The sequence below is a fragment of the Chenggangzhangella methanolivorans genome (genome assembly GCF_019797865.1).
Classification (GTDB): Bacteria; Pseudomonadota; Alphaproteobacteria; order Rhizobiales; family Methylopilaceae; genus Methylopila; species Methylopila methanolivorans.
In genome coordinates, this window is sequence record NZ_CP081869.1 from 1,464,727 (window position 1) to 1,481,270 (window position 16,544).

Sequence of the window (16,544 nt, forward strand, 5' to 3'; positions counted from 1 at the left end):
TTGACGCCGCCGGACAAGCGATCCACCTGTTCTGTATCAAACGATACAAAAATGGATCACGACCATGTCGAACGTACAGGAACCCAAGCGCCTCTCGGGAAAGAAGGCGCTCGTCACCGGCGGCAGCCGCGGCATCGGGGCCGCCATCGCGCTCCGGCTCGCGCGGGAAGGCGCGGACGTCGCGCTCACCTATGAGAAGTCGGCAGAGAAGGCCGAAGCCGTCGCCAAGGAGATTTCGGGGCTCGGCCGCAAGGGCGTCGCGCTCCAGGCCGACAGCCGCGACCCGAAGGCGGTCGTCGAGGCCGTGGACCGCGCCGCCAGCGAACTCGGCGGCCTCGACATCCTCGTCAACAACGCCGGCATCGCGCGCGGCGGTCCGGTGGGCGAATGGTCGCTCGAGGACATCGACGCGCTGCTCGACGTCAACGTCCGCGCCGTCATCGTCGCCTCGCAGGCGGCCGCCAAGCACCTGCCGGACAATGACGGCCGCATCATCTCGATCGGCTCGGGCCTTGGCGAGCGCGTGCCGTTCCCAGGCGTCACGGTCTATTCGGCCACCAAGGGCGCGGTCGCGATCTTCACCAGCGGCCTCGCCCGCGACCTCGGCCCGCGCGGCATCACCGTGAACGTCGTCCAGCCGGGCTCGACCGACACCGAGATGAACCCCGCGGACGGCGAGACCTCGGCCGGCCAGCTCGCGCTGATGGCGATCCAGAAATACGGCACGCCCGACGACATCGCCGGCGCGGTCGCGTGGCTGGCGAGTTCGGAGGGCAAGTTCGTCACCGGAGCGCGCATCACGCTCGACGGCGGCGCGATCGCGTGACGAAGGCGTCACCCAAACACCGCGCCGGCGGACGATAACGCGCCTCTTACGCAAATGTCGGTTTGCCGGCGGAGCATCGCCTGACACCTTCTCGCGGTCGCAAAAGATTCGTGTGCGGTCGCGAGAAGGGGGACACTTGGCGGGACGTGGTGTGCATCTGGCGCGGGCGCTTGCGCTCGGCGTCGCGTTCGCGTGGGCGGTTCTTCCGGCGCAGGCCCAGCAGGCCTGGCTCGGCGACTGGGCCTCGCAGAAAGATCGACGAGATCTCCGGCGTCTCCGCGATCGTCGACCCGGCGGCCGCGTTCGCGACGCCGGTCGCGCCCCAGCTCCAGCGCCGCCCCGCGTCCCCCCCCACCCCCGCCGAGGCGGCGCGCAACGCCGCGACGATCGCGCTCTACAAGGAGACGATCGGCGCGAACTCGCCCGCAAGCTTCGTGTGGAGCGGCGTCGAGACCGCCAATCCCCTCACCCGCGACGCGCGCTATCGCTGGAACGCGATCGACGACCAGGGCCTGTTCGACGCCGACCGGCGCGCCAGGCTCATCGACGGCGTCCGCAATCTCGGCGTCTCGAACCTGCGGATCGGCCTCGCCAACCACGAGATCGACCTCGACGACCCGCAAAGCTGGGCGAGGCACGACGCCTTCGTGGGCGACCTCGCGGCGGCCGGCCTCAACCTCAGCCTCGACCTGCACCATTTCGGCGTCGAGGACCGGTTCCGCTCCGGCGAGCCGGAGACGAGCTACTACCTCCACCCCGACTGGCCGAAATATTTCGCGCGTTTCTCCCGCGAGGCCTTCGCGCGCTACCGCGACAAGATCCGCGCCGTCACCCTGATCAACGAGCCCGAGACCACGGTCGGCTTCAATTCGCAGATGTGGCACGGCGCCTTTCCGGGCTGGCGCGACCCGCGCCACGACCGCGTCTATGTCGAGCGCGCCTTCGCCATCGCGTCGGCGGCGGTCCGGGCCCGCATCGCGATCGAGAAGGAGCTTGCGCGGACCGGCGGTCGCACGCTGTTCATGCACACCGAGGCCGCGGTCTGGAAGCCGGCCTCCGACGACTTCAACCGCGTGGTCCGCTTCCTGCCGAGCGACCTCATCCTCGGCAAGGAATGGCTGTTCGAGATCGACCTCGACCGGATGGCCGAGGAGCCGCTCGAATTCCTGGCGCAGGAGGCGGGCAAGGAGTCCGCCGAGAAGCGCCGGACCCGCGAGTGGCTGCTGTCGGCCTACGTGTTCGCCACCGACGACGAGGACGAGCAGGCCGAGCGCCTCGAAAAGCTCGTCGGCATGATCGGCTCGCTGCGCAAGCTCCACGAGCGGCTCGCCGAGTCGCACGGCAAGACCATGCGCGACGACACCGTGTTCGCGGCCGACTACTACGCGCACAACGAGGCAAAGGGCGCGAGCGGGGCGTGGCTCTCGCCCGAGCCGCAGCTCTACGCCGCGCAGGCGGCCGTCGGCGAGCGGCGCGGGCTCTACCAGATGATCCGCGACTATCACGACCGCTACCGCATGCCGATGATGATCGGCGAGACCGGCACGCCGTTCTACGCCTACGGCGCGCGCTGGCACGCCGAGATGCTGCTCGAGACCGCGGCCGCCATGGAGGACGGGACGCCGATGCTCGGCTACACGATCTATCCGCTGGTCGACACTTATGGCTGGGAGACCGCGCTCTCGGTCGCGAAGTCCAGGACGAGCGTCAACACCGGCGGCGTGTTCGAGCTGTCGCTCGAGCCCCGCCCCTTCATCCGCGCGCTGCTGAACGGGCTGAACAACCAGACGGCCCAGGCGTCGACCGACTCCGCCGATCAGGTTCAGTGAGGGGACGGGCTTATAAAGGCGGCGCTGAGACTGTCGCCGCCGAGGGCGGGACGCCCCCCTCAAATGCGCTCAGCCCGTAACGGACGGGCATGTCGTCAGGGCGTCGGCGCTGGAGGCCCTCACCATTACCCTCTCCCGCGCGCGGGAGAGGGGGACTTCAAGCCTCGCGCAAAAGGCGTCGTGCAAAGAGCGGCCCGGCAAGCCGGCGCAGCGTCTTACTCCGCCGCGACCGCCTTCACATGGGCGCGCACGGCCGCGTCGTAGTCCTCCATCAGCGTCTTGGTGATCGCGCCCGGCGTGAACCGCCACTCAGCGATCTCCGACACCGGCGTCACTTCCGCCGCCGTGCCGCAGATGAAGCACTCTTCGAAGCCGTCGAGCTCCTCCGGCAGGATCGCGCGCTCCACCACCTCGATGCCGCGCGCCTTGGCGAGGCCGATGACGGTGCGCCGCGTGATGCCGTCGAGGAAGCAGTCCGGCGTCGGGGTGTGGATGACGCCGTCCTTCACGAAGAACACGTTGGCGCCGGTGCATTCGGCGACCTGGCCGCGCCAGTCGAGCATCAGCGCGTCGGCGTAGCCCTTCCGCTCGGCGGCGTGCTTCGACAGCGTGCAGATCATGTAGAGGCCGGTGGCCTTGGCCTTCGACGGGATCGTGCGCGGATCGGGCCGACGCCATTCGGCGAGGTCGATGCGGATGCCCTTCAAGCGCTCGGCGGGGTCGAAATAGCTCGGCCACTGCCAGATCGCGATCGCAAGATGAATTTTGTTGTTCTGCGCCGCGACGCCCATCATCTCCGAGCCGCGCCACGCGATCGGGCGGACATAGGCGTCCTCGAAGCCCTGCTTGGCCAGCGTCTCGACGCAGGCGCGGTCGATCTCCTCGACCGTGTAGGGAATGTCGAAGCCGAGCAGCTTGCCGCTATCGATCAGGCGCTGATTGTGCTCGCGCATCTTGAAGATCTGCCCGGCATAGGCGCGCTCGCCCTCGAACACGGCGCTCGCGTAATGCAGGCCGTGGGTCAGCACGTGGACGTTGGCGTCCGCCCACGGCACGAACTTGCCGTCGTACCAGATGACGCCGTCGCGGCTGTCGAAGGGCTGCTGGTCGGCCATCGCCTGGCTCCTCGAGACTGTTGTCTTGGCCGGGCTGTCGCCGGCTTCGGGTGTTCGAACGTGTTTCGCGACCGCGGACGATCCTCCCTTCGGAGGCTCGGCGCAACCGTCGACCCTTATGAAACGGCGGTTTTGCGTCGTCCGCGCGGAGCCGATATCGTCGCCGGAACGGCGGTCCGGGACAGGCCCGACGCCGAAAGACCGTCGGCGCGGACGGCTCCGACGCGACCGCCGCAACATGGCGACAGGATCGAAATAAGTCAACATGGCTGACGTAATTTCGACTGAGCGACCTGCCGCCGCGCCGCGGGACGAGATGTCCGCGGACGCCGACAAACCGGCGTTCGACGTGATCGAGCTGCTGTTTTTCGCCTATCGCGACTTCGTGCGCGATCCCGACGAGGAGCTGACCGCCTACGGTTTCGGCCGCGCGCACCACCGGGTCCTGCACTTCGTCGACCGCAATCCGGGCCTGCGCGTCACCGAGCTGCTCGACATTCTCAAGATCACCAAGCAGAGCCTCGGCCGCGTGCTGCGCGAGCTCGTCGACAAGGGCTTCATCACCCAGCGCGAGGGCGCGGCCGACCGGCGCCAGCGCCTGCTGTTCGTGACCGAGCGCGGCGACCGCCTCGCGCGCGAGCTCGCCCGGCTCCAGACCCGGCGCGTCAGCCACGCGCTCTCCACCCTCGACGCGCGCGAACAGGAGGCGGTGCGCCGCTTCCTGTTCGAGATCATCGAACCCGAGGAGCGCTCGAAGGTGTCGGCCGTCAGCGGCGCCGAGATTCCGCCCCGGCGGTGAGGCGGGCGAGGGAACGTGATGGGGCGATCGAGCCCGAAACACCTCGTCAGGCCCGGCGAAGCCGGGTATCCACGACGTCGGCTGGCTGAGCCCGACGACGACGTCGTGGTCGCCCGAGACGAGCTCGGGCATGACGAGGGACGCAGAGTGACGGTCCGATAGCCCATGCCCGCAGCGCAGCCCCTTCCAGACGACGCCTCCCATCTCCTCGTGGTCGACGACGACGGCCGCATCCGCAGCCTGCTGCACCGTTTCCTCAGCCAGAACGGCTACCGCGTCACGGTCGCGGCCTCGGCGGCGGAAGCGCGGCAGAAGCTCGACAGCCTGGCGTTCGACCTCTTGGTGCTCGACGTCATGATGCCGGGCGAGAACGGGCTCGACCTCGCCCGCGCCGTCCGCGCCCGCTCCTCGGTCCCGATCCTGATGCTGACCGCGCGCTCGGAGGCCGACGACCGCATCGCGGGCCTCGAGACCGGGGCCGACGACTATCTGACCAAGCCCTTCGATCCGCGCGAGCTGCTGCTGCGCGTCGGCGGCATCCTGCGCCGCTCCAACGCCTCGAACGGCGCGACGGCGTCCGAGCCCGAGGTGCGCTTCGGTCCGTTCTCCTTCCACCGCGGCCGCGGAGAGCTGAAGCGGGCCGACGAGGTCATCCGCCTCACCGACCGCGAGCGCGACCTGCTCGCAGCCCTCGCCGAGCGCCCGGGCCAGACGGTGCCGCGCTCGGCGATCGCGGGCGACGACGCCGCCCCCGGCGACCGCGCGGTCGACGTCGTGGTGACCCGGCTTCGCCGCAAGATCGAGACCGACCCGGCCAACCCCATCCTGCTGCAGACCGTGCGCGGCATGGGCTACCGCCTGCTGACCGACGAATGAGCGCGCGCGAGGCCCCGGACCAGATCGCGGAGCGCGCGGACCGGCCGGCCCGACCGTCGGGCGGCCTCGCCAACCTCCGCCGCGGCTTCAACGACTTCCTCGAGCGCGTGATGCCGACGGGCCTCTATCCGCGCTCGCTCATCATCATCATCGCGCCTGTCGTGCTGCTGCAGGGCGCGGTCGCATTCCTGTTCATGGAGCGCCACTACGAGCTCGTCACCAAGCGGCTCGCCACCGCCGTCGGCCAGGACATCGCGGCGCTGATCGAGCTGCGCGCCGCCGATCCCGGACCGGAGGAGGAGCGCCGGCTCGAACGCATCGCGCGCGAAAAGCTTTCGCTGCAGGTCGAGTTCCTGCCCTACCAGCCGCTGCCGCCGGCGCGGCCGAAGCCGTTCTTCTCGATCGTCGATGCCTCGCTCCTGCGCGAGATCACCGACGAGGTGAAGCGCCCGATCTGGATCGACACGGTCGGCCGCTCGAACTTCGTCGAGATCCGGGTCGACCTCGGCGACGCGGTGATGAAGGTGCTGGCCAAGCGCAGCCAGTCCTACGCCTCCAACAGCCACATCTTCCTCATCTGGATGGTGGCGGCCTCGGCGGTGCTGCTCGGCATCGCGATCGTGTTTCTCAAGAAGCAGATCCGCCCGATCCTCGCGCTCTCGGAGGCCGCCGAGAGCTTCGGCAAGGGCCGCGACGCGCCGGAGTTCAAGGTGAAGGGCGCGCGCGAGGTGCGGCTCGCGGCCGTCTCCTTCATCGACATGCGCAACCGCATCGAGCGCGCCATGGAGCAGCGCACCACCATGCTGGCGGGCGTCTCCCACGACCTGCGCACCATCCTCACGCGCTTCCGGCTGCAGCTCGCCATGCTGGACGAGAGCCCCGAGGTCGAGGAATTGAACCGCGACGTCGAGGAGATGAGCCGCATGCTCGAGGCCTACATGGCCTTCGTGCGCGGCGACGCCGGCGAGGCGGCTTCGGCCACCGACATTCCCGCGATGCTCGACGACCTGAAGCGCGGCGCCGAGCATCATGGCGTCTCGGCGAGCGTCGAGACCCATGGCCAGCCGATCGCGATGGTGCGGCCCGACGCCTTCCGCCGCTGCCTGCAGAATCTGGTGGCGAACGCCACGCGGTACGCCCGCCGCATCGCCATCACGGCGGTCCATGACGGGCGCCGGCTCGAGGTGCGGATCGACGACGACGGGCCCGGCATCCCGATGGAGATGCGCGAGGAGGCGTTCCGCCCGTTCCTGCGCCTCGACGAGAGCCGCACCCAGGCCGGCGACGGCGGCTCTTCGGGGCTTGGCCTTGCGATCACCCGCGACATCGCCCGCAGCCACGGCGGCGACGTCACGCTGGAGGCGAGCCCGCTCGGAGGCTTGCGGGCGGTGGTGCGCGTGCCAGCCTAGGGCGAAGCGGCGGCGATGAGGCCGCGCCGCCCGTCCGAGGCGACGCTCCCGCGACCCCGCCCGTCATTCCGGCCGCAGCGAAGCGGAGAGCCGGGATGACGGCAGAGGAGGCCCCCGCCTAGAACATCCGCCCGCCGTTCGGCGTCTCGACAGTCGGCGACAGCAGCACCACCTCGCCGGCCGCGTCCGGCACGCCGAGCGTCAGCACCTCGGACATCACCGGCCCGATCTGGCGCGGCGGGAAATTCACGACCGCGACCACCTGCCTCCCGACCAGCGTCTCGGGCGCGTAGTGCTTGGTGATCTGCGCCGAGGAGCGCTTCACCCCGATCTCCGGACCGAAATCGATCCGGAGCTTGATCGCGGGCTTGCGCGCCTCGGGAAACGGCTCGGCTTCGACGATCGTCCCGACCCGGACGTCGACCTTGAGGAAGTCGTCGAACGCGATCCTTTCCGCGGCCGCCCCCTCCCCGCTCACGCGGCGGTCGCCACGTCGTCGTCCTTGTCGCGGCGCCCGCCGCGGCCGAGCACGCGCTCGAAAGCCTCGCGGAACGGCGCGGTCAGGCGCCCGAAATCGTCGGCGCGGCGCGCGAGGCTCTCGGCGCGGCGAAGCTCCGCGTCGAGCGCCTTCATGGTGCGCGCGAGCCCCTCGTCGGGATCGTTGAGGAAGGTCTCGAACACCCGCGCGAGAACCAGCACCAGGCCCTGGGCGCGCGCGGTCCCGACCGGCCCGGCCTCCTGCACGCCGGCCGCCGCCAGCATCCACTGCATCGACGACACCGCGACTTGGTTCATGGAGGCCGCGCCCAGCGGATCGGCCCGCAGGCCGTCGCGCACCGAACGCAGCGCCTCGCGATGATCTCTGAGCGCCTCGAAGCGGCGCATCAGCACGTCGAACAGGCGCTCGCGCACCGGCTCGTCGGCCATGTCCTTGACGTCATGGGCGAGCACGTCGAGGTCGACCTGCCGCACGAAGCCGGCGAGAATCGCGCCCTTCGACGGGAACAGCCCGCGAAGCTCGGCGAGCGACACGCCGGAGGCGGACGCGACGTCGGAGAGCCCGACGTCGTTCCAGCGCCGGACCGCGAGCAGGTCCATCAGCGCCGCGACGATCTTCTCGCGCGGATCGGCGGGCTTGGGCTGGGGCGCGGCGGCCGCGTCGTCGAGACCGCCGGCGGGGTCGGAGGGCTTGCGGGCCATGGGCGTCGGATCTCCTGGCTGTCGAAACATGCCGAGGAAACATAGGAGCGTGACGGCCTCACGTCCAAATCCGGACGGCGGACGTCGCCGCCCGCCTCCGTCCGCGCAGGTTCAGAACCGGTAGGCCATCCGGCACGCGCCCCAGTGCCGGCCGTTGACGCGGATCGGGGCGTCGATCTCGCGCACCATCACCACCGCGCCGCCCACCATGCGGCGATAGACCTGCACGGTCGCCGGCCGCGTCGAGCGCGCGGCGGTGATGCCGGTGCGGTCGTCGAAGATGCGGCGGTTGCGGCAGTTGGCGTCGTTCCACACCGGGTCGCCGGGCCGCTGGGGATGACTGACCTTGAGGTTGTGGATCGGCAGGAAGCCGTTCCGGTCGGTGAGGATGCAGAACATCATCGCGGGGTCGGCGGCGAGCTCGGCCTCGATCATGTCCTGCAGCAGCCGCTCGAGCGGGGCCACCGCGTCGGTGAGATATTGCTGCGGCTCGGAGCCTGCGATCGGCCGGTAGTCGGCGTCGAAGAGCGCCTGCTCGCGCAAGGTCCCGGCCTCGATCTCGCGCGTCATGGCGGCGGCGGCGCGGGCCGCGACGTCCTTGGCGCGCGCGACGAGCGGGGCGTAGCGCGCCTCGACCTCCCCGAGCGTCGCGGCGAGTCGCGCGGCGGCGTCGGGCTCAAGGCGATCGAACGCGCAATGCAGCCCCATTGGGCTCACCTCCGCGACCCGGACCATGACGTCGCCGATCCCCTCGATCGCGAGGCTCAGGCGGCGGCCGGCCTCGACCGCCGGCTCGACCGCGCCGACAAGCACCCCGCCCTGGCTCAGATCCATGGTGCGGGTCGCGCGGCCGTCGGCGAGCCGCACGTCGAGCTCTACGGGGAAGCGGTCATGCCGGCGCCGGTCGCCGAGTTCGCTCTGGCGGATGACGGCGACGAAGCGGCGGCCGAGCGCCCCGGCCTCGTCGGCGGCGCGCACGGCGGCGGCCTCCATGGCGATCGCGCGCGCGTCGAGCTCGAGCGTGGCGAGGCTCGCGGCCCCCGCCTCGAGGCTGACCTCGGCGGCCGACGCCGACACCCGGGCGGCGTCCTCCACGATGTGGGCGACGGTGAGCGCGTGGTCCTCGGCGACGCCCTTCACGGTCTCGAAGGTCGGCCGCAGCGCGTCGATCGCGAGCGCCGCGGCTTCGGTCGCCTGCGCCGAGGCGCGCGCGCCGTCGCGCATTCTGGCGATCCGCGCCTTCACGTCGTCGGCCGCCGACGCCGTCTGGATCGAGAGCGCCTTCACTTCCTTGGCCACGATCGCGAAGCCCCGGCCGGCGTCGCCCGCGCGCGCGGCCTCGATAGCGGCGTTGAGCGCCAGAAGGCTCGTCTGCGCCGCGATCGCCGAGATCGCGTCGACGATGCCGGAGATCTCCTGGCTCGCCTCGCCGAGCGAAGAGATCAGCGCGCGCGCCTCCTCGCCCCGCTCGCCTGCGCTTTCGAGCGAGACGAGCGCCGTCCGCATCGCGGCGTCGATCCGCTCGGAGGCGAGCGCCAGCGCCTCGGCGCCGCGCGCGAAGCCGTCGGCGCCGTCGGCTGCGAGCCGCGAGCGTTCGGCGAGGTCGGCGGTCTGGGCGCGGATGCCCGCGATCCCCGCCTGCATGTCGGCGGTCTCGGCGCGCGCGAGCGCGATCGACGCGCCGACCTTCCCGATCGCGGAGGAGACGTCGGCCTCGATGAGGTCGAGCGCGTCCGGTCCCCCGGCCGCGACGACGGCCTCGGCGCGCGCCGCCGGCTCCGGCTCGCGCAAGGCGGCCAGGTCGGGCTCCGGCGCCCGCGGGCGCTTGAACTGAAGAAGGCTGAAGCTCATGGCCGTGAGGCTAGGCACGGCCGGGCTAACCGGCGGTAAACCGCCGGAGTGGTCCCGAAGTGCGGTTCTTGCAGCGCAAAATAGAAACGGGGCCGCCTCTGCAGGCGACCCCGATTTGAAAGCTCGTCGTCCGGCGGTCGATCAGAGACCGAACGGCTCTTCCTTCTGGGCGCGCACGAGCGCGGCGCCGGCCTCTTCGAAGAACGCTTCGATTTCGATGTAGGCGCGGGCGAAGAAGGCGGCGATTGGGGAGCCGGAGAGAGCCTGGAGAACAGCGCTGGTCATGATGGGGCCTTTCGATTGGGCGCCGGAGCGCCTGACGTTTCGTTGGGCCTTATGGCATACCAAAGTCGCAAGCAGAACGCAGGGCTTGGCATGCCAGACATGCGCCTATTGCAGCGCAACAATACCAAATCCCTTACCCGCCCTCGCTTTCGAGCGCCTTGCGGATCGCCTTGAGGTCGCGCCAGACGAGCTTCTTCTGCGCGGGGCTTCGCAGCAGATAGGCCGGGTGCAGCGTCGCCATGGCCTTGATCCGGCGCCCGCCGACCTCGTGCTCCAGCCAGCGGCCGCGCAGCTTCAGGATCCCTTCCTTGGCCCGGAACAGGCTCTGGGCCGAGGCGCCGCCGAGCGCGACGAGGACGTCGGGCCTGGCGAGCTCGATCTGCCGGCGCACGAACGGCAGGCAGGTCTCGGTCTCCTGCGGGGTCGGGGTCCGGTTTCCGGGCGGACGCCAGGGGATGACGTTGGCGATGTAGACCGACGAGCGGTCGAGGCCGATTGCGGCGAGCATCCGGTCGAGAAGCTGGCCTGAGCGCCCGACGAAGGGCAGGCCCGACAGATCCTCCTCGCGGCCCGGCGCCTCGCCCACCAGCATCAGCCGCGCGCCCGGCGTCCCGTCCGCGAAGACGGTGCGGCTCGCGGTCGCCTTGAGGGGGCAGCCGTCGAAGGCCTCGAGGATGGCGCGCAGCTCGTCGAGCGTCGCGGCCGACGCCGCCGCCTCGCGCGCCGCGGCCGCCGTCTCGCCCGGCCCCGCCAGCAGCGCTGCGGGGGACGCGGGCGGCCGCCGATCGGCCGCGCGGTCGAGCTCGGGCGCGCGCGCCGGACGCGCCGCGGCGGCGCGGGCCGCGGTCTCGGCGTAGCGGTCCTGCGGGTCGTCCTCGAGCGCGACGTCGACGCCCATGGCGATGTGCCATTCGAGCAGCGCGCGGGCTTCGTCTGTGGAAAGCGAAGGCGGCATGGCGACGAGCTTATCGCGTCGCGGGTCTTAAGTCGCGGCGCCCGAGCCGCGCGGGATGAAAAGCCGCGCAGGATGACGGATCGGACGCGAGGTAACGCATAGCCGTTCGACTTTCGCGCATAGGTATTCGTACCAAGATGCGCGCCGCTCTCCTCCCAAGATAGCAATCTCTGATCTCACACACGCAGGGAGTCGCCGGATCTGTTCGCAAGTCGGGACGGCTTCGGCGTTCCGATCTGCCGGCGACCGGGACTTCGGGGAGCAAGCAGATGACGGCGTTCAGACTGTCCATCGCGATGGCGGCGCTTGCGGCGCTCGCAGGCGCGGCCTCGGCCCAAACGCCCGGAACCATCCCGGCCGAGCCTCTCCGGATCGCGCCCGAGCCCCCTCGCCCGGCCTATCTCGACGACACGCCGACCGGCCTCAAGACCTTCTACCGCGCCTACGGCAAGTATCAGCTCTCCGTCGACGCCGCAGGCAAGGCCGCGACCGTCAAGAACAAGATCAACGTCAACAAGCCGTCCTCCAACGCCCGCGTGGAGAAGGCCTATCTGATGTCGGCGACCTACAACTACGCGCGCCTCGCCAACGGCAGCGTCCAGATCGAGGGCCGCAACGTCACCTGGTTCGCCACCCAGCTCAACGACGCGCCGGGCTATCCGGGCTTCTTCCAGTCCGGCCTTGCTGACGTCACCAGCATCGTGAAGGCGAAGATCGATGCGGCGCCGGCCGGCAAGATCACGCTCGCGCTCAAGGAGAAGCTGTTCGAGTCGCAATCGAGCGGCATCGACGGCGAGACGCTGGTGGTGGTGTTCAGCACCCCGAGCGATCCCAAGCCGCGCACCATCGCGCTGCTGTTCGGCGGCCAGCGGGTCGGCGGCGACACCTACGAGATCATCCTCGACCGCCCGATCAATCCGGCATCGTCGGGCGCGCGCGCCGAGATGGGGCTCGGCATCTCGTACTCCTACCAGCTCTCCGGCGTGCAGCAGTACAGCACGATCGAGGTCAACGGACAGCGCGTGACGAGCGCCGCGGGCGGGCAGGACGACGGATCCCCCGGCAACGTGTCGAACGGCGGCCTCATCACCGCCGGCGGCCTCGGCGACAAGCCGAAGAACCCGGGCTCGCCCTTCTCCGGGCCGAGCAAGCCCCGCAGCGACGACGAGCGCTATTCGCTGCTGCCCTTCATCAGCCGCACCGACACGCGCATCCGCGTCGACACCGTCAATCCGTCGGGCGACGACAACATCTTCTTCGCCTGGTTCGACCTGTCGACAGACGCCGCCATCGACGGCGACGAGGACGGCGACGGCCTGATGGACAGTTGGGAGACCAATGGCTACGACCACGACGGCGACGGCCGCATCGACGTCGACCTGCCGGCGCTCGGCGCGGACCCGAAGCGCAAGGACCTGTTCATCGCCTACGCCTGGATGACGGCCGGCCCCAGCGAACGCCTCTCGCACGAGCCGAGCCAGGCCGTGCTCGACGAGGTCAGCGCCGCCTTCGACCGCGCGCCTGTGCCGAACCCCAACGGCCGAAACGGCGTCAAGGTGCACTGGAAGAACACCGGCAGCGTCGCCCATGACGACGACCTCAACCCGGTCTGGGACGAGTTCGACGCCCTGATGGCGCCCAAGCTCACCGCCGCCCAGCGCAAGATCTACCGGGCATGCTGAACGGCCACGCCTACAGCAACGGCGGCTCGAGCGGCCTCGCCCGCGGCATCCCGGCGAGCGACTTCATCGAGACGCTCGGGCGGTTCTCCTCCAACCCCGGCACCTTCGCGCAGCGCGCCGGCACCATCATGCACGAGCTCGGCCACACGCTCGGCCTGCGCCACGGCGGCGTCGACCACGAGAACTACAAGCCCAACCACCTGTCGGTGATGAGCTATCTCAACCAGTTCGACTGGGTGCTGAAGGACGGCGGGCCGCTGCTCGACTACGACCGCTTCAGCTTCTCCGACCTCAACGAGGGCGCGCTGAACGAGGGCGCGGGCCTCGACGCCACGGCGGGCGACGTCGCGCTGTCGGGCTACGGCGTGCGCTGGGTCCGCAGCGGCTTCATTCGCCAGAAGAACAACGCGGCGGGCTCGAACGTCGACTGGAACATCAACGGCTCGATCGAGAACCCCATCTCGGCCGACATCAACAACACCGGCACGGTCTCGACGCTGCGCGGCGGCTTCGTGGAATGGTCGAACCTCATCTTCGCCGCCGGCAGCGTGGGCGCCGGCGCCGACCCGCGCGCGAGCTTCCTCGCCGACCCGCAGACCGACCTCAAGGAAATGACCGAAGAGGACTATCTGCAGATGAAGAGCAAGCGCGGCAAGTGACGCCAAACCGCTCCGGGGGCGCCGGCCGACCGGCCGCCCCCGGAGCCCCCTACATGAGAACAGCCGCGCTCGTCCTCTTCTGCGCGGCGCTCGCGGGCCCGGCCAGGGCCGAGGGCCTCTCGGCCGGCGGCATGACCGCCGACCAGCACGAGCGCCAGACGCCCCAGCCGCCGCGCGACCTCGTCGCGGCTCGCCTTGGCGACGGTTCGGTCGAGATCCGCTGGCGCCCGCCCCCTCCCCCGCCCGGCGGCCCGCTGATGTATGAGCGGTCGTTCTCCGCCTACCGGGTCTACCGGCTCGACGGCGGCGGCGGCCGGCGCCTCGTCGCCGAGACGCGCGAGCTCCGCGCGGTCGACCCGGCGCCGCCCGCGGGCGCGAGCTATGTCGTCGTGACGCTGCAGCCATCAGGGCGCGAGGGCGCCCGCCCCGACGCCGTCGCGCCCTGACGGCGAGGCGCGTCCAGCGTCCGGCGTCCGCCGATCGGCCAACTCGCTTCGAGGCAATTTATCGCTAGTTTACGCCCTTCGCGGATGCGAACGGTTCCAGACCGCGAAAACGCCCAAGCTTGAGCACAGACATGACCGACGCCGAGACGACGCCCGAAGCCCTGCCCGAACGCGAAGGCATGGACTACGACGTCGTGGTGGTGGGGGCCGGCCCCGCGGGCCTTGCGGCCGCCATCCGCCTCAAGCAGCTCGACGAGACCCTGACCGTCGTGGTGCTGGAGAAGGGCTCGGAGGTCGGCGCGCATATTCTCTCGGGCGCGGTCATCGACCCCAAGGGCCTCGACGCCCTCATCCCGGACTGGCGCGAGGAGGCGGACTTCACGCGCACCGAGGTGAAGGACGACGTCTTCCTCTACCTCACAGAACAGGGCTCGATCCGCCTGCCGAATTTCGGCATGCCCAAGCTCATGTCGAACCACGGGGCCTATGTGGTCTCGTTGGGCGACGTCTGCCGCTGGCTCGGCGCCAAGGCCGAGGCGCTCGGCGTCGAGATCTATCCGGGCTTCGCCGCGAACGAAATCCTCTACGGCGAGGCCGGCGAGGTCGTCGGCGTCGCGACCGGCGACATGGGCGTGAACCGCGACGGGACGCCCGGCCCCAACTTCACCCGCGGCATGGAGCTTCGCGGAAAGTATGTCGTGTTCGGCGAGGGCGCGCGCGGGCAGCTCACCAAGCAGCTCATCGAAAAGTTTTCGCTCGCCGAGGGCCGCGACCCCCAGAAGTTCGGCATCGGCCTGAAGGAGCTCTGGCAGGTCGCGCCCGAAAAGCACCAGCCGGGCCGCGTCCAGCACAGCTTCGGCTGGCCGCTCGACGACAAGACCGGCGGCGGCTCGTTCCTCTACCACTTCGGCGACAATCTGGTGGCGGTCGGCTTCGTGCTGCACCTCAACTACCAGAACCCCTGGCTCTCGCCCTTCGACGAGTTCCAGCGCTTCAAGACGCATCCGGCGATCCGCGGCGTGTTCGAGGGCGGAAAGCGTCTCTCCTACGGCGCGCGCGCCATCACCGAGGGCGGGTTCCAGTCGGTGCCGAAGCTCGTCTTCCCGGGCGGGGCGCTCGTCGGCTGCGGCGCGGGCTTCATCAACGTGCCGCGCATCAAGGGCAGCCACAACGCGGTGCTGACCGGCAAGCTCGCGGCCGAGCACATCGTCGAGGCGCTCAAAGCCGGCCGGGCCGGCGACGAGCTTTCGTCCTACGACGCCGCCTGGCGCGACGGCGCGGTCGGCGCGGATCTTCGCCCCGTGCGCAACGTCAAGCCGCTGTGGTCGCGCTACGGCACGCGGCTCGGCGTCATGCTGGGCGGACTGTCGATGTGGGCCGAGCAGTTCGGGATCTCGCTGTTCGGCACGCTCAGCCACGACAAGCCGGATTACAAGGCGACGAAGCCCGCCAAGGACTTCCAGAAGATCGCCTATCCCAAGCCCGACGGCGTGCTGACGTTCGACAAGCTCTCTTCGGTGTTCCTGTCCAACACCAACCACGAGGAGCACCAGCCCGTGCATCTTCGGGTCAAGGATATGGGGCTCCAGAAGTCATCCGAGCACGACGTCTTCGGCGGCCTCTCGGCGCGCTACTGCCCGGCGGGCGTCTATGAGTGGCTGGAGGACGGCCCGGAGCCGAAGTACCAGATCAACGCGCAGAACTGCGTGCATTGCAAGACCTGCGACATCAAGGACCCGAACCAGAACATCGTCTGGGTCGCGCCCGAGGGCGGCGGCGGGCCGAATTACTCAGGGATGTGAAACTTGCGAAGATCCACGTAGCTGAGAGATTTCATGACTGATTTCAAATCATTCTATGCAGACGATCATCACCGCACGCTGTTTCCGATGCAGTGTAATCGCTTTTTGCTAGAGAACGGGCAAGATTAAATTTCTCAATTTATTGATAAATGCGTTGACCAGTCGATTCCTGAAGTTTCATTTCTACCACAGACCAGGGTTTATGCAGGAAAACCAAATCTACATTTAAGAAGAACTGTCAAACTTGATCCGGTTGCGGATTTTTTATTTATAAGATAGTTTACAATAATAGATCGCGATTTCGCCAACCTCATACTAAGAATCGAAAACATTTTGGTTATCGTTTTTCAGAGGGAACTCCAATAAATCCATCTCAATCATACGCAGGCTTCAAGGGCGCAATCGCTGATAACGTAAAAAAGTACAAGCATTACATTGCATGCGACGTCGCTTCGTTCTTTAATTCTATTTATCATCATGATATCGTTTCATGGATGGCCGACATAGGTGCTGAAGAAAAAGATTTTATGTCATTGGGGCAATTTCTTCGCGAGATTAACTCGGGCCGCTCGATCGATTGCCTTCCTCAAGGTCTTTACCCTACGAAAATGATTGGAAATGATTTTCTGAGATTTATAGACAACTTTCATGGCTTAAAATCAGAAGTAATGATACGATTTATGGACGATATGTACCTATTTGATGATAACGAAAAGAATATTACTTCAGACTTTTTGTTAAGAAACTTCTTGGCGACAAAGGACTCTCTTTAAACCCGAATAAGACGTTTAGGGCTGGAGATCACGGTGA

At 68.6% G+C, this 16,544-nt stretch carries 16 protein-coding genes; 10 read left to right on the forward strand and 6 right to left on the reverse strand.

What is annotated here, in order from left to right:
* Positions 1–64: 64 nt before the first annotated feature.
* Entirely contained in the window at positions 65–826 is a 762-nt protein-coding gene (locus K6K41_RS07715; RefSeq protein WP_261404560.1) for a 3-oxoacyl-ACP reductase family protein, read from the forward strand.
* Positions 827–975: 149 nt separating this feature from the next.
* Positions 976–2,655 (forward strand): family 1 glycosylhydrolase, encoded by a 1,680-nt coding sequence (locus K6K41_RS07720; protein ID WP_261404561.1) that lies wholly within the window; start codon positions 976–978, stop codon positions 2,653–2,655.
* 215 nt (positions 2,656–2,870) lie between these two features.
* Here the strand turns inward: K6K41_RS07720 and K6K41_RS07725 are convergent, their stop codons facing one another.
* A complete protein-coding gene (locus K6K41_RS07725) occupies positions 2,871–3,770 on the reverse strand; it encodes a branched-chain amino acid aminotransferase (protein ID WP_261404562.1) in 900 nt (299 codons plus the stop codon).
* Between the two features lie 316 nt (positions 3,771–4,086).
* Here K6K41_RS07725 and K6K41_RS07730 point away from each other — a divergent pair, with 316 nt between their 5' ends.
* The 3 genes from K6K41_RS07730 to K6K41_RS07740 all read left to right on the forward strand — a co-directional run bounded on the left by K6K41_RS07730 (position 4,087) and on the right by K6K41_RS07740 (position 6,854).
* Positions 4,087–4,569, forward strand: a complete 483-nt coding sequence (locus K6K41_RS07730; RefSeq protein ID WP_261404563.1) for a MarR family winged helix-turn-helix transcriptional regulator — start codon at positions 4,087–4,089, stop codon at positions 4,567–4,569.
* A gap of 165 nt (positions 4,570–4,734) precedes the next feature.
* Positions 4,735–5,445 carry a response regulator gene (locus tag K6K41_RS07735; protein WP_261404564.1) on the forward strand — a complete coding sequence of 237 codons (711 nt, stop codon included), beginning with the start codon at positions 4,735–4,737 and terminating at the stop codon, positions 5,443–5,445.
* Positions 5,442–6,854: an ATP-binding protein gene (locus K6K41_RS07740; protein WP_378149482.1), complete on the forward strand. Its 1,413-nt coding sequence runs from the start codon at positions 5,442–5,444 to the stop codon at positions 6,852–6,854. Before K6K41_RS07735 ends, K6K41_RS07740 begins: the two co-directional genes overlap by 4 nt.
* A 118-nt stretch (positions 6,855–6,972) precedes the next feature.
* Here K6K41_RS07740 and K6K41_RS07745 read toward each other — a convergent pair whose 3' ends face one another.
* The 5 genes from K6K41_RS07745 to K6K41_RS07765 form a co-directional block, all read right to left on the reverse strand.
* The gene (locus K6K41_RS07745) at positions 6,973–7,332 is read right to left on the reverse strand and encodes a tRNA-binding protein (protein ID WP_261404565.1); all 360 of its coding nucleotides are present in this window, start codon (positions 7,330–7,332) and stop codon (positions 6,973–6,975) included.
* Positions 7,329–8,054 (reverse strand): TetR/AcrR family transcriptional regulator, encoded by a 726-nt coding sequence (locus K6K41_RS07750; RefSeq protein ID WP_261404566.1) that lies wholly within the window; start codon positions 8,052–8,054, stop codon positions 7,329–7,331. The genes K6K41_RS07745 and K6K41_RS07750 overlap by 4 nt, the downstream gene beginning before the upstream one ends.
* Before the next feature lie 111 nt (positions 8,055–8,165).
* Entirely contained in the window at positions 8,166–9,905 is a 1,740-nt protein-coding gene (locus K6K41_RS07755; protein WP_261404567.1) for a methyl-accepting chemotaxis protein, read from the reverse strand.
* Between the two features lie 141 nt (positions 9,906–10,046).
* Positions 10,047–10,190: a hypothetical protein gene (locus K6K41_RS07760; RefSeq protein ID WP_261404568.1), complete on the reverse strand. Its 144-nt coding sequence runs from the start codon at positions 10,188–10,190 to the stop codon at positions 10,047–10,049.
* Positions 10,191–10,323: 133 nt separating this feature from the next.
* A complete protein-coding gene (locus K6K41_RS07765) occupies positions 10,324–11,145 on the reverse strand; it encodes a uracil-DNA glycosylase (protein WP_261404569.1) in 822 nt (273 codons plus the stop codon).
* 269 nt (positions 11,146–11,414) lie between these two features.
* Here K6K41_RS07765 and K6K41_RS07770 point away from each other — a divergent pair, with 269 nt between their 5' ends.
* From K6K41_RS07770 to K6K41_RS30275, 5 genes are all read left to right on the forward strand, one after another.
* Positions 11,415–12,827 (forward strand): hypothetical protein, encoded by a 1,413-nt coding sequence (locus K6K41_RS07770; protein WP_261404570.1) that lies wholly within the window; start codon positions 11,415–11,417, stop codon positions 12,825–12,827.
* Positions 12,821–13,486, forward strand: a complete 666-nt coding sequence (locus tag K6K41_RS07775) for a zinc metalloprotease (protein WP_261404571.1) — start codon at positions 12,821–12,823, stop codon at positions 13,484–13,486. Before K6K41_RS07770 ends, K6K41_RS07775 begins: the two co-directional genes overlap by 7 nt.
* A gap of 53 nt (positions 13,487–13,539) precedes the next feature.
* Entirely contained in the window at positions 13,540–13,932 is a 393-nt protein-coding gene (locus tag K6K41_RS07780) for a hypothetical protein (protein WP_261404572.1), read from the forward strand.
* A gap of 131 nt (positions 13,933–14,063) precedes the next feature.
* The gene (locus tag K6K41_RS07785; protein ID WP_261404573.1) at positions 14,064–15,734 is read left to right on the forward strand and encodes an electron transfer flavoprotein-ubiquinone oxidoreductase; all 1,671 of its coding nucleotides are present in this window, start codon (positions 14,064–14,066) and stop codon (positions 15,732–15,734) included.
* Positions 15,735–16,168: 434 nt separating this feature from the next.
* Positions 16,169–16,507: an RNA-dependent RNA polymerase family protein gene (locus K6K41_RS30275; RefSeq protein WP_428978598.1), complete on the forward strand. Its 339-nt coding sequence runs from the start codon at positions 16,169–16,171 to the stop codon at positions 16,505–16,507.
* Positions 16,508–16,544 lie beyond the last annotated feature (37 nt).